The 12,298-nt window shown below is 42.6% G+C and carries 11 protein-coding genes; 9 read left to right on the plus strand and 2 right to left on the minus strand.

From position 1 onward, the window contains the following. The first annotated feature begins 82 nt into the window (after positions 1 to 82). The 7 genes from pyrD (at position 83) to rmf (ending at position 8,741) form a co-directional block, all read left to right on the plus strand. The gene (pyrD, locus tag OQJ75_RS15900) at positions 83 to 1,093 is read left to right on the plus strand and encodes a quinone-dependent dihydroorotate dehydrogenase (RefSeq protein WP_265974007.1); all 1,011 of its coding nucleotides are present in this window, start codon (positions 83 to 85) and stop codon (positions 1,091 to 1,093) included. A gap of 205 nt (positions 1,094 to 1,298) precedes the next feature. Beyond that, positions 1,299 to 1,847 (plus strand): cell division protein ZapC, encoded by a 549-nt coding sequence (locus OQJ75_RS15905; protein ID WP_017059680.1) that lies wholly within the window; start codon positions 1,299 to 1,301, stop codon positions 1,845 to 1,847. A gap of 509 nt (positions 1,848 to 2,356) precedes the next feature. Beyond that, a complete protein-coding gene (rlmKL, locus tag OQJ75_RS15910) occupies positions 2,357 to 4,477 on the plus strand; it encodes a bifunctional 23S rRNA (guanine(2069)-N(7))-methyltransferase RlmK/23S rRNA (guanine(2445)-N(2))-methyltransferase RlmL (protein WP_265974008.1) in 2,121 nt (706 codons plus the stop codon). Between the two features lie 25 nt (positions 4,478 to 4,502). Then, complete coding sequence (locus OQJ75_RS15915) at positions 4,503 to 4,763, plus strand: glutaredoxin family protein (RefSeq protein WP_265974009.1); 261 nt, start codon at positions 4,503 to 4,505, stop codon at positions 4,761 to 4,763. Continuing rightward, the gene (locus tag OQJ75_RS15920; RefSeq protein WP_265974010.1) at positions 4,741 to 6,657 is read left to right on the plus strand and encodes an ABC transporter ATP-binding protein; all 1,917 of its coding nucleotides are present in this window, start codon (positions 4,741 to 4,743) and stop codon (positions 6,655 to 6,657) included. Before OQJ75_RS15915 ends, OQJ75_RS15920 begins: the two co-directional genes overlap by 23 nt. A gap of 9 nt (positions 6,658 to 6,666) precedes the next feature. Next, positions 6,667 to 8,406, plus strand: coding sequence for a DUF3466 family protein (locus OQJ75_RS15925; protein WP_265974011.1), 1,740 nt, complete (start codon positions 6,667 to 6,669; stop codon positions 8,404 to 8,406). A 161-nt stretch (positions 8,407 to 8,567) separates the two neighbouring features. Next, the gene (gene rmf, locus OQJ75_RS15930) at positions 8,568 to 8,741 is read left to right on the plus strand and encodes a ribosome modulation factor (RefSeq protein ID WP_017059676.1); all 174 of its coding nucleotides are present in this window, start codon (positions 8,568 to 8,570) and stop codon (positions 8,739 to 8,741) included. Between the two features lie 256 nt (positions 8,742 to 8,997). Here rmf and fabA read toward each other — a convergent pair whose 3' ends face one another. Then, a complete protein-coding gene (gene fabA, locus OQJ75_RS15935; RefSeq protein ID WP_017059675.1) occupies positions 8,998 to 9,513 on the minus strand; it encodes a bifunctional 3-hydroxydecanoyl-ACP dehydratase/trans-2-decenoyl-ACP isomerase in 516 nt (171 codons plus the stop codon). A 70-nt stretch (positions 9,514 to 9,583) separates the two neighbouring features. Next, the gene (locus OQJ75_RS15940) at positions 9,584 to 11,236 is read right to left on the minus strand and encodes a Lon protease family protein (RefSeq protein WP_265974012.1); all 1,653 of its coding nucleotides are present in this window, start codon (positions 11,234 to 11,236) and stop codon (positions 9,584 to 9,586) included. A gap of 189 nt (positions 11,237 to 11,425) precedes the next feature. On the opposite strand from OQJ75_RS15940, the gene matP reads away from it, so the two are divergent. Beyond that, complete coding sequence (gene matP / locus OQJ75_RS15945) at positions 11,426 to 11,881, plus strand: macrodomain Ter protein MatP (RefSeq protein WP_017059673.1); 456 nt, start codon at positions 11,426 to 11,428, stop codon at positions 11,879 to 11,881. Between the two features lie 23 nt (positions 11,882 to 11,904). Beyond that, positions 11,905 to 12,213 (plus strand): DUF3634 family protein, encoded by a 309-nt coding sequence (locus OQJ75_RS15950; RefSeq protein WP_248371563.1) that lies wholly within the window; start codon positions 11,905 to 11,907, stop codon positions 12,211 to 12,213. The last annotated feature ends 85 nt before the right edge of the window (positions 12,214 to 12,298 follow it).

A 12,298-nucleotide genomic window follows, 5' to 3' on the forward strand; every position in this document is an offset into this window, starting at 1 on the left:
GACAGTAATAGATTGAATAGTTGGGTAAATAAGTAAATAATATCGCCCCGTTTACACGGCGCTTTTTTCTATCGGAGGCACAATGCTTTACCGTCTAGCCAGAACTGGCTTTTTCCAACTTGATGCCGAAAAGGCTCATGATCTTGCAATTCAAAATTTCAAACGCTTCACCGGCACACCTATTGATCTTTTGTATCGCCAACAATTACCTCACCGACCTGTAGAGTGCATGGGTCTTACTTTTAAAAACCCAGTTGGCCTTGCTGCCGGCCTAGACAAAAACGGCGAATGTATTGATGCATTTGGCGCAATGGGTTTTGGTTTTGTAGAAGTAGGGACTGTTACTCCTCGTCCACAAGCAGGTAATGACAAACCTCGTTTATTCCGCCTTGTTGAAGCTGAAGGTATCATTAACCGCATGGGCTTTAACAACCTAGGCGTCGACAACCTTGTTGAGAATGTTAAGAAGTCGAACTACGACGGCATCTTAGGCATCAACATCGGTAAGAACAAAGACACGCCAATTGAAAAGGGCGCAGAAGATTACATTATCTGTATGGAGAAGGTTTACCAATACGCGGGTTACATTGCGGTAAATATCTCTTCACCAAACACTCCAGGACTTCGTTCCCTACAATACGGCGAAGCTCTAGACGATCTATTGTCTGAACTTAAAACGAAACAATCTGAACTGGAAGAGAAGTATGGTAAATATGTGCCTCTTGCTCTTAAGATTGCTCCGGATCTAAGTGACGACGAAATCAGCCAAATTTGTGAATCATTGATCAAAAATAAGATCGATGGTGTGATCGCAACAAACACAACATTGGATCGTTCAATCGTTGAAGGCATGAAGCATTGCGACGAAGCAGGTGGCCTAAGTGGACGTCCTGTTCAATCTCGCAGTACTGAAGTTGTTCGTAAACTTTATCAAGAGCTTGGTGACCAACTGCCGATCATCGGGGTAGGTGGTGTTGATTCGTATGTTGCTGCAAAAGAGAAAATGATGGCAGGCGCTAAGCTTGTACAAGTTTACTCTGGTTTCATCTACAAAGGCCCAGGCCTAGTTGGCGACATCGTTAAAAATCTATAAGCGGTAATTGCTTTTATTTTTGAAAAGCGACAATCTGGCATCGTCTTACTAAAAGAGACACTGTAACTCACTGAGTTGTAGAGAAAAGCGATAAGAAAGAGGAATTCATTTCCTCTTTTTTTTTGCCTATTGCTCAGTAAAATTACTGTAATTGAAGGTAATTTTGCGTTTTACCTAATGGAATGGTTCAACAGTGTGAGACGAAATGATGCTTAAACCTAGCGATACATGGAGTTGGTATTATGATGAGCAGCAATGTTCATTAATGCTAAACCTCGGAGAGGATATGATTTTCAAAACGAATCTGGTCCGCAATAAGCTGGTGGACTGCGCGTTTAGAGATAATGAATTCACCGTTGATGACGCATCTTCATACCAAACCTTCAAAGAACAAATTTCTGGCTTAGAACTGTCTGAGCCTCGTCAAGCTGAATTAGCACTCTATTGTGTGGCAGCAAAGCGCTTCCATAAGCCTGTACAGCCTAAGAGTTGGTTCTTCGACTCACAAGGCGCTGGCCATGAATATCCTCAGGAAGGGGATATTGTACAAATGAATAACGAGCATAGCTTAGGCTATTTCATTGTATTAGAAGTGGGAGAGTGTGCGAGTCTATGCGCATTTGTCGACCTAGAAGAGTTCCTGTTAACGCCTTCAAAAGGGCTTCGATTTGGAGACTCAATAAAGGTGATGCACGATAGAATGATAGACGCGAACGCTATTCTTCATCAAACGCACATTGCGATGGTCGGTTAGCCTTTCAATCTAAACCATCATTTCTCACACACATCGCAACGCGTGAACCTGTCAAATCTTCCCCAAAATCGGCTTAATAGCCGATTTTTTTGTGCCTAAAAAACCTCATCCTGATAAATACATCACTGCTCAACCATTTAAATAGTGAACTTACGACTATTTTTTCACCTTAATTTCTGCCTGTTTTTATCGCTAGAAGTGTAATTTACCTATCTTTATTCCCTGTTTTCGCCCATTTGTAGCTAACTTTCACCTATAAATCTCACTTGGTATATACCAATTCAAAGGTGAATATAAATTCACATTGTCGTTTTGAGCAGTATTGGGTCATGAATCGTGTTGGATTGATAAGTCTTATGTTCTAAGGGTGTGTGGGTAAGCGATCGCTTCAAGGCTGTGCGTTTGCTAGCCAGTTAGAAGAAAGATTCAATGAAAAGACGCGTTTAGTGTGATGCTCTAGTTACAAATTCAGGTATAATCGAGCTCATTTTTATCAATAAAAGAACACTATGAATCAATATCTAGCGGTTACCTCAAATGGCCTTGAGAATTTATTAGTTGAAGAACTAACCCAACTAGGGATTACAAACGCAAAACCTGTTCAAGCAGGTGTTAAATTCAAAGCCACCAATGAGCAAATTTATCGTTGTTGTTTGTGGAGCCGTTTGGCTTCTCGATTTGTACGTGTCCTTTCTGAATTCACTTGTATGGACGACATGGATTTGTACCTATCAACCACTGCGGTTAACTGGGTAAATCAATTCCATAGCTCTAAACGTTTTGTTGTTGACTTCAATGGTACAAACAACGAAATCCGTAATAGCCAATACGGTGCAATGAAAGTAAAAGATGCCGTTGTTGATTGCTTCGAGAAGAAGTCTCTACCTCGTCCTTCTATCAGCAAAGAGAACCCAGACATCCGAATTCACGTTCGTCTACACCGTGATAAAGCGATTCTTGGTGTTGATATGGTGGGCAGCGGTCTTCACCAACGTGGTTACCGTCCCGAATCAGGTCGCGCACCTCTGCGTGAAACTCTTGCTGCAGCGATTCTTCTTCGTAGTGGTTGGGATGCGACTAAGCCTTTCCTAGACCCTATGTGTGGTTCAGGTACGTTAGTGATTGAAGCGGCAATGATGGCTGCAAATATGGCTCCAGGTGTTAAACGACTAAAGTGGTGTTTTGAATCACTAGAAGACTTCGAACCAGAGCTATGGGCTGAAGTGAAAGCTGAAGCGAACGTTCAAGGTCGTCGTGGTGTTAAGAAAGTAGAATGTAAGTTCTATGGCTATGACAATGACGAACGCATGATCAAAACAGCGCGTGACAATGCTCGTCGTGCTGGTGTTGAGGAGCTGATTGAATTCGAAGTAGGTGATGCAGCAAAACTTAAACGCCCTACAGAGTTTACTGATGGTGTGATTGTTTCTAACCCACCTTATGGTGAGCGTCTTGGTACAGAGCCGGGTCTTATTGCTCTTTACACAGCGTTCGGCGCGCAGCTTAAAGCTGAATTTGGTGGTTGTAACGCGTCTATCTTCTCTAGTTCAGATGAACTACTTAGCTGCTTACGCATGCGTGCAGATAAACAGTTCAAATTGAATAACGGTGCGTTACCGTGTCACCAAAAGAACTACTCAATTTCAGATCGTCCGATGTCAGAACGTCCAACGGGCGAGCAAGAGCAGCTAATTGCACCTGATTTCGCGAACCGTCTTAAAAAGAACATCGGCAAGATCGGTAAGTGGGCTAAGAAAGAGCAACTAGATTGCTACCGTATCTACGATGCTGACTTACCAGAATACAATGTAGCGATTGACGTATACCCGGGTCACCTTGTAATTCAAGAATACGCAGCACCGAAAGATGTGCCGGAAGACAAAGCTAAGCGTCGCTTAACCGATATCATCCGTGTTTCTATTCAAGTAACTGGCGTTGAAGCAAACAACGTCGTGCTTAAGGTTCGTAAGAAACAGAAGGGTCGTTCTCAATACCAGAAGATGGCTCAAGATTCATCTAACCTAGAAGTGAACGAGTACGGCGTTAAGCTGATTGTTAATCTTCATGATTACCTTGATACAGGCTTGTTCCTAGATCATAAGATCACTCGTCGTCGTATCGGTGAGATGGCTGCAGGTAAAGATTTCCTAAACCTGTTTGCTTACACTGGTAGTGCATCTGTTCATGCTGCTGTGGGTGGCGCTCGCTCTACAACAACGGTTGACATGTCGAATACCTACCTTGAGTGGGCAAAACAGAACATGGAGCTTAATGGCCGTGTTGGTCGTCAACATCAGTTTGTTCAAGCTGACTGCTTACAGTGGTTGGTTAAAGAGCAGGGTTCTTATGACCTAATCTTTATTGATCCACCTACGTTCTCAAACTCTAAGCGTATGGATCAATCTTTCGATGTTCAACGTGATCACATTCAGTTGATGGAAAACCTTAAGCGTCTTCTTCGTGAAGAAGGCACGATTGTGTTCTCTAACAACAAGCGTCACTTCAAAATGGACTTGGAAGCTCTCGATGAGTTAGGTCTTAAGGCTCAGAACATCTCAGCTAAGACACTTCCTTTGGACTTCTCTCGCAACAAGCACATTCATAACTGCTGGTTGATTACACATAAGTAGTTAAGAGATTGTATAAGGATATATAGTGCTGACTCTCTACAGTACAGAAGGGTGCCATCTATGTGAGATGGCATTCCAACTCACGGAACAGTTAAACATTAGCCATCACGTCAACGTTGTTGACATTGCATTTAATGATGAGCTTTTTTCCCGTTACGGGGTCACTATTCCGGTACTCAAATTTGAAAGCTCTGACCTTTCTCAAAGCTCAGAGCTTAACTGGCCATTTGGCTTGTTAGAACTTAATGATTGGTTAAAGAAGAATGGCATTACTTACAATTCATAATGGGCAATTAGCGTTTGGCGATCACCCATTATTAGATCGTGCGGATTTCGCGCTGCAAGAAAACGAACGTGTGTGTTTAGTAGGACGCAATGGCGCGGGTAAGTCTACATTGATGAAGATCCTGTCTGGGAACATCATCATGGACGACGGCAAGATGCAAATCACACAAGATGTGGTTGTGTCTCGCCTTGAGCAAGATCCCCCGCGTAATGAGCAAGGTACAGTCTATGACTACGTTGCTGGTGGCTTAGCTGAAATTGGCGAGCAACTGAAGATCTATCATGATCTTTTGGATCTCATTGGTACTGACCCTAGTGAAAAGAACCTAAATCGTCTTACTCGCGTTCAAGAGCAGTTAGATCACGCAAACGCATGGCGTTTCGAAGATCGCGTAAGTAACGTAATGGCGGCGCTTAAGCTGACTGCTGAAACCAAACTGACCGATTTGTCTGGTGGTTGGCAACGTAAAGCGGCACTTGCTCGTGCACTAGTGTGTGATCCAGACGTTCTACTTCTAGACGAACCGACTAACCACCTGGATGTTGCGACTATTGAATGGTTAGAAGGCTTCCTGAAAGACTTCCGTGGTTCAATCATCTTTATCTCGCATGACCGTGCTTTCATAAAATCGATGGCAACACGTATCGTTGATCTTGATCGCGGCAAACTGAGCTCTTTCCCGGGTGATTACGAAAACTACCTATTAGAGAAAGAAGAAGCGTTGCGTGTTGAGGAAATGCAGAACGCTGAATTTGATAAAAAGCTTGCTCAAGAAGAAGTTTGGATTCGTCAGGGTATCAAAGCTCGTCGAACTCGTAATGAAGGCCGTGTGCGTGCTCTCAAGAAGCTGCGTGAAGAACGTATCAATCGTCGTGAAGTGCAGGGTAAAGCGGTCATCCAGATTGATGATGGTCAACGCTCAGGCAAGATTGTATTCGAAGCGGAAAATCTTAACTTTGGTTTTGAAGGCAAAGAGATTGTTAAAGACTTTAGCTTCAACATCATGCGTGGCGATCGTATTGCTCTGATCGGTCCTAATGGCTGTGGTAAGAGTACGGTACTTAAACTGCTTCTCGATCAACTTAAGCCAGATTCAGGCCGTCTACATTGTGGTACTAAGCTTGAAGTCGCTTACTTCGACCAATACCGCGAAATCTTAGACCCTGAGAAGTCGGTTATCGATAACCTTGCTGATGGTAAGCAAGAGGTGACTGTAGGCGGACGTGAGCGTCATGCACTAAGCTATCTACAAGATTTCTTATTCTCTCCTAAACGTGCTCGCACTCCTGTTAAAGCGCTGTCTGGTGGTGAGAAAAACCGTCTGTTATTAGCTCGTATCTTCCTTAAGTCGAATAACTTATTGATTCTCGATGAGCCAACCAACGATCTAGATATCGAAACTTTGGAACTTTTAGAAGATTTGCTTGCCAACTATCAGGGTACACTTCTTTTAGTGAGCCACGATCGTCAGTTTGTTGATAATACGGTGATGACAAGTTGGATCTTTGAAGGTAATGGCGTTATTGAAGAATTTGTTGGTGGTTACCATGATGCTCAGCAGCAAAGAAAGCAGGCATTAGATTACCGACAGGTTGAAAAGCCATCAAAGCCTGAGAAAGTAGTTGAGGAAACTCCCAAAACTGCGCCAGTGAAGGCTAAACCTAAGAAGTTATCGTATAAGCTACAACGAGAATTAGAAGCGCTACCAATGCGCTTGGAAGAATTGGAAACTCAAATTGAAACTCTTCAGGAAGAAGTCAACGATCCAAGCTTCTTTTCAAAACCTGTAGAGCAGACACAACCAGTATTAGATAAGCTATCTGCAGCAGAGCAGGAGCTTGAAGTCGCTTTTGAGCGCTGGGAAGAGCTCGAGGCACTACAACAGGAAAGTTAAGAAGTAATAATGACTTGTACTAAATTTAAATTAACAACAGTTGCAGCATTAGTTTTTGCTGCAACTAATGCCAATGCAGCGCTTTATAAGGTAGTTGAAGTTACTCCTTCGATTACCGGTGCATCTGAAATCTATGGTGTGGCGATACAACCTGGTGTTGCGACAGACGGAACGAATGAGCTTCCGTTGGGTTGCTTCGATTCACTTGCGACCAACTGTACCGATAGTACATTTAAACTTGCTGGTGAAACTCGCAACACTGTTGAAGGCGTTAGTTATCGTGAAGAAGTACCATTTGCGATGGATGCATCATTTGGATACATCCAAGAGTATGACGATTTTGAGAATTATTGTTATCGGGAACTTAGATATTCAACTTGTGAAAGCTGGGCTTCTAAGCGCTGGTCTACCTGGAGCAAGGAGAGAAATGATCTTAGTTATCTGAATGCAAAAGCTTTTATTGAAGACGGAATTGAGTTTAATTCTACTAATACCGTAATAAACTCGTTAGACGAAAATGTTAACCCTATAGGTATCAAATCTAACGGAAGTGACCTTCGTAATACAGCAATCGTAACGACAGCTCCTCCTTCAGATAACGGTTCTGAGACTAGGGCATGGGGCAGTTTAATCGTAGGGAGTACTACATATAATTTTGGTAGTATTTCTACTAATCAAACTAATGATGATGGTGCTGTATTTAGTTCTAAAGCGGCTATATGGGATGATGTTACGACAAAAGAGATCAACTGGATTAGAGGCGGCAACGCGCAACAAGGAGAGTATTTAGCACAAGGTAGTATGCGTTCATTAACTGTAGGTCCAGAAAGCGATACTGTTCCTACAGAAGTCTTTTATGGTGTAGGGTATAATACCGAAGACGGAAATGGCGATTTACAAGATATGAATGCTAGTATTTTCAAAAGTGATAGCCTCGATTTATCTTCAGCTTCTTGGACTACTACACAGGTCTCTAACGTACGAGTTAATTCGGGATCATCAAATGATGACGCTCGATATAGTAATTCTGTAGTTACTGACATCAATAGCAACTTGTTTGCTATTGGCTACGCGAAGCGAAATGGATATGTCCCTGAAAGCGGTAGTGCAGCTAACAAAGCTTTCTTTGTTAAAGATGCTTCTAACCCTAGCGCAACATTCTTGTCTGGGGGGATTTTCTTCACTGGATCTGGTGGTGAAGCAAAAGCGGTCAATAACTTTAATGAATTTGTCGGTCAGATTGATGCAGAGACAATTCGTGAGGTCGATGGAAGCCAACGTCGCCATCGTGGTTTTATTTATCCATACAAATCAGATGATGTTGCTGGTACGTTGACAGAGCGCTATGAAGGTGTGTTCCGTAGTAAGGCTTGGTGGATAGATGATCTAACAAACGGTGCAAACGTAGATGGGCAAGATTACTCTGATGCTAACAACCACTTCCGTATTATCGATGCTTCTGATATTAACGATGCAGGCGTTATTTCAGCAACCGCTATTAAGTGTACTGTAAATGGTACTGCGCAATCGTATGACACAACTGCACATAACTCATACTGTGGTGGAGCTGCTTCCAATGCAGTTGAAGAGGTTGTTGCTGTTAAATTGATACCTATTAAAGGTGCAGGCGAAACCGATATACATACTCGCAGTACGGACACAGAAAAAGTTGATCGCCAAGGCGCTGGCCTGGGGTTGTTAACTTTGACTGTGCTTGGTCTGTTAGGGTTCCGTCGAAAATTTAAATAATTTTATCTCTTGAGCCCGAGTTCACAATTTTGAACTCGGGCTTTTTTTCGCCTTGAGAAAAATGAAAATTTGACCGATTGTTAAAGTTGGAGTCACAAAAACTCCGCGAAGTTGTAATCATTGTATGTTAGTAAATGGAACACCCGTATGAGGACTGCACTATGAAGAGACAAAAGCGTGATCGACTAGAACGAGCACAATCTCAAGGCTACAAGGCTGGTTTAAATGGACGATCGCAAGAAGCTTGTCCATATAGCCAAATGGATTCTCGGTCTTATTGGTTAGGTGGATGGCGTGATGCCAAAGATGACAAGCAATCAGGTCTCTATAAGTAGATAGGGCGAAAAGAATTAAAGGCCAGGGCTCCATTGTCTGTTGATTACAACGGCTGGAGCCTTGTTAGTTTCATACGAGTACCAAGATTCCCAGAGAGCTATAAAGTACTATAGTTTAGTTATTATAAGAGCGTATTGCTGGTGGATTTAACCTATTCCACTCATAAGTCTTGATACCTTAATGCACTATAACTAAATTTATTAAAATGAAAATAAAGCAGCCATGGGCTGCTTTATTAAAAATCTAACTAACGGATTAAAATGCTGACGTATCTTGGAAAAGGCCAACTTTCAGATCTTTAGCAACATAGATCTCTTTACCATCAACAAGTACGCGACCATCCGCAAGTCCCATCACTAGGCGACGGTTAACAACACGCTTCATGTGGATCTCGTAAGTTACTTTTTTCGCTGTAGGTAGAATTTGACCAGTGAATTTCACTTCGCCAACACCTAGAGCACGACCTTTACCTTCGCCACCAACCCAACCAAGGTAGAAGCCAACAAGCTGCCACATTGCGTCAAGACCTAGACAACCAGGCATTACTGGGTCACCCGGGAAGTGACAATCGAAGAACCATAGGTCAGGAGTAATATCCAGCTCAGCAAGAACTAAACCTTTACCGTAATCACCTTCAGTTTCAGACATCTTAGTGATGCGATCCATCATTAGCATGTTCGGTGCTGGTAGTTGAGGGCCTTGTGGCCATAGTTCGCCTTGGCTTGATGCTAGAAGCTCTTCGCGAGTGTAAGAATCACGTTTGTTTTGCATTATCAATTACTCCGATTTTTGATAGGTGCATATTAGTGAACAGGTGTACGCTAAACAAGTCCGATCAGTACTAGACAAACCAGTTTTTAATGCGTCCAACGATTCCAATAGGGTGCTCATGTCTTTCAAAGTTTTCAATACGTTCCGCGATTTTACTCAGAACGCTTTCTTGTTCATCGTCTCTAAATGGCTTGTTCATAATGAGAGGAATTGCTTCGTCTACATTAGACACAGACCAAATATGGAATTCTTCATTCTTAATGCTTTCAATAAGGTCAGGCTTCAATGCAAGGTGCCTTAGATTCGATCTAGGAAGGATCACGCCTTGTTCACCAGTTAAGCCGTTGTGCTTACACACATGGTAGAAGCCTTCGATTTTCTCGTTTAGCCCGCCAACAGCTTGTACACGACCAAATTGGTCAACTGCACCAGTAACCGCAATTTGTTGATTGATAGGGTATTCAGACAAAGCACTCACTAGAGAACAAAGTTCAGCAAGAGAAGCACTATCGCCGTCTACTTCGCAGTACGATTGCTCAAACACAACAGAAGCAGCGTATGGCAACGGATCTTCAAGGTTTAGTGCGCTGCTCACAAATGCTTGCATGATCATCATACCTTTAGCATGAAGATTACCGCCCAGCTCGGCTTTGCGCTCTACGTCGGCAATGTCACCATCACCAAAGTGAATAACGCAGGAAATTCGTGCAGGTTCACCATAAGAGATCGGGTGTCCTGGAACATCGATAACCGTCAGGCCATTAACTTGGCCAACTTGTTCACCCTCGGTTTCGATAATGACTTGGCCATCTCGAATATCATCCAGAGCGCGTTCTGGTAAGTACGATTCACGGTTGTATTTGTGCTGTTGAGCTTGTTGGATATGGTGAATATCAATCTCACCATTGTCGGCTTCAATAAGAGCTTCGTTCAATAACGCATTGTGCCAAATAGGGCATAATGGAATATAGCTCTGATCTTCAGTCTCTCTTGCTCCGGCAGTAAGAATGCCCGTCAACGCTTGTTGTGTGATGGTTGGCAGTTCATAGCGTTGTTGAAGCCACTTAAGGTAACCAAGATACTGAGTCAAAGTCTCTTCAGAGAGCTTGATATCTTGTTCAATTTCGCTAAATAGGCAAAAACCGGTTTGAATATCGCTGTCTAGATAATCAAGGTCAGCTAATTGAGCTCTGTCTCCAACCACAATCAACTTAATGTTGTAAGTCAGAGGTAAAGTTGGGGATTGGTTTAAGTGCTCAGGATTGCTGCTGATAGGCTCTACTGCCTCACCAAGCAGTGCTGATTTAAGCAGCAACCAGCTTCCAGGATTCGCTAAGATCAAGTTAGCTGAAACGATCAAATAGCCGTTGTTTGCTCTAGCCAGTAGGCCGGGTTTTGTCGCAATAACCTTACCGTCTTTCGATTGAACTTGGTCAAACAGAGAGACAGCATTTAAAGACTCAGTTTTTATAACCGGTAGAGAGTGATCATCTAAAGCAGTGACTAGAGATTCAACAATCATTTGACGATAGATCGAATTGTCCGGAGCGTTTACAAGTAAAACACGCGAAAGGTTAGACAAACGGACAAAGCGGGTTAGCGCATCTTTGAATCTATGTTGAATATCTGAAAACGGGAAAGGCGAGATGTCAGGGAATTGCTCTAATTGAGCGCTATATTCGTCGTACTGAGGCGTAACATGTCGCCAATCTACTTGAGTCATTTAAGTTTCTGATTATGATAATGAGGTAGCGAGTATATAGAAAAACCGATCTCGCTTGTAGCTCTATGTTGTAGTTACTAATCACTAAGCTAATATAAGTATGATCTTGGTCTATTCTTCCAAGACAATAATTGTCAAATAGCCCATTCTGGGTTACGCTGTCACTAGGATTAACTCTCGAGATTAGACATGAAATATCAGCAACTTGAAAACTTGGAATGTGGTTGGAAATGGAACTATCTGGTTAAAAAATGGAAAGAAGGTGAGTCGATCACCTGCCACATTGATTCAAGTGAAGCTGACGTTGCTGTTAAAGCCTTATTGAAGCTAGAACATCAACCTACAGGTGTCCTTGAGTGGATATCTAACAACATGTCTCCTGAGCTCGATAACAAGCTTAAACAAGCGATCAGAGCTAAGCGAAAACGCCACTTCAATGCTGAACAAGTTCACACAAAGAAGAAATCAATAGACCTTGATTACCGTGTATGGGAAAAGCTATCTCAACGAGCGAATGAGCTAGGCTGTACGCTATCTGACGCCATCGAGTATTTGGTTAGCGAAGCGTCCCGTAGTGAACAGGCGAGCAAAACAGTAACCAGTCTCAAAGAAGACTTAAGCAAGCTTCTTTCTGACGATAAATAATCATCAACAGTAGTGGTGACATTATGATGTACGTAATCTTAATCGGTGCGGCGTTGGTCTTTTGGTTAGTTGCTGTTGATCGACCGGTATTAAAAATCAAATTTAGCGACGGAGCGATCAAACAAGTTAAAGGTCATCTTCCACCGAGCTTTAAGCACAACCTTCAAGAAATTGGCCACAACAACGCCTTTAAAGGTGAGTTAAAAGTGTATGCAAAACGCTCTGGCTACAACCTCAAATTTACTAAAGATGTGCCTAAAAACGTACAGCAACGTATTCGTAACGTGTTCCCACATAATGGTTTTAAGTCTAAAGGCTCAAAGAAAGCGTAGTCGTTGAGATTTACGCGTTAGCTGGTCAATCCTCATACTAAGTTAATCCTTCATTTTCCTTGAATTTCCGCATACTGTTCTCACC

It is taken from the genome of Vibrio sp. 14G-20, from assembly GCF_026241515.1.
Classification (GTDB): domain Bacteria; phylum Pseudomonadota; class Gammaproteobacteria; order Enterobacterales; family Vibrionaceae; genus Vibrio.

Excerpts from the sequence above, each read along its gene's own strand:
- pyrD (WP_265974007.1), top strand. The coding sequence starts at position 83 with ATGCTTTACCGTCTAGCCAGAACTGGCTTTTTCCAACTTGATGCCGAA.
- OQJ75_RS15905 (WP_017059680.1), top strand. The coding sequence starts at position 1,299 with ATGATGCTTAAACCTAGCGATACATGGAGTTGGTATTATGATGAGCAG.
- OQJ75_RS15925 (WP_265974011.1), top strand. The coding sequence starts at position 6,667 with ATGACTTGTACTAAATTTAAATTAACAACAGTTGCAGCATTAGTTTTT.
- rmf (WP_017059676.1), top strand. The coding sequence starts at position 8,568 with ATGAAGAGACAAAAGCGTGATCGACTAGAACGAGCACAATCTCAAGGC.
- OQJ75_RS15950 (WP_248371563.1), top strand. The coding sequence starts at position 11,905 with ATGATGTACGTAATCTTAATCGGTGCGGCGTTGGTCTTTTGGTTAGTT.
- fabA (WP_017059675.1), bottom strand. The coding sequence starts at position 9,513 with ATGCAAAACAAACGTGATTCTTACACTCGCGAAGAGCTTCTAGCATCA.
- matP (WP_017059673.1), top strand. The coding sequence starts at position 11,426 with ATGAAATATCAGCAACTTGAAAACTTGGAATGTGGTTGGAAATGGAAC.
- OQJ75_RS15920 (WP_265974010.1), top strand. The coding sequence starts at position 4,741 with ATGGCATTACTTACAATTCATAATGGGCAATTAGCGTTTGGCGATCAC.
- rlmKL (WP_265974008.1), top strand. The coding sequence starts at position 2,357 with ATGAATCAATATCTAGCGGTTACCTCAAATGGCCTTGAGAATTTATTA.
- OQJ75_RS15940 (WP_265974012.1), bottom strand. The coding sequence starts at position 11,236 with ATGACTCAAGTAGATTGGCGACATGTTACGCCTCAGTACGACGAATAT.